Consider the following 265-nt stretch of genomic DNA (forward strand, 5'->3'; position numbering starts at 1 on the left):
GTTCAAGCCGTATATGTACCTGCGGATGATTTGACGGATCCATCACCAGCAACGACGTTTGCCCATTTGGATGCGACTGTTGTACTAAGCCGTGATATCGCCTCACAAGGTATCTATCCTGCGGTTGATCCACTGGATTCAACCTCACGTCAGCTAGATCCATTGGTTATCGGTGAAGAGCATTACAACGTTGCTCGCGGTGTACAGGAAATCTTGCAGCGCTATCGAGAGCTAAAAGACATCATCGCAATCTTGGGTATGGATG

At 48.3% G+C, this 265-nt stretch carries 1 pseudogene; it reads left to right on the forward strand.

What is annotated here, in order from left to right:
• Nucleotides 1–265: pseudogene (locus AAEZ05_RS28935) on the forward strand (F0F1 ATP synthase subunit beta); the annotation flags it as partial.

The sequence above is a fragment of the Pseudomonas sp. HY13-MNA-CIBAN-0226 genome (genome assembly GCF_040310305.1).
GTDB classification, from domain to species: Bacteria; Pseudomonadota; Gammaproteobacteria; order Pseudomonadales; family Pseudomonadaceae; genus Aquipseudomonas; species Aquipseudomonas gregormendelii.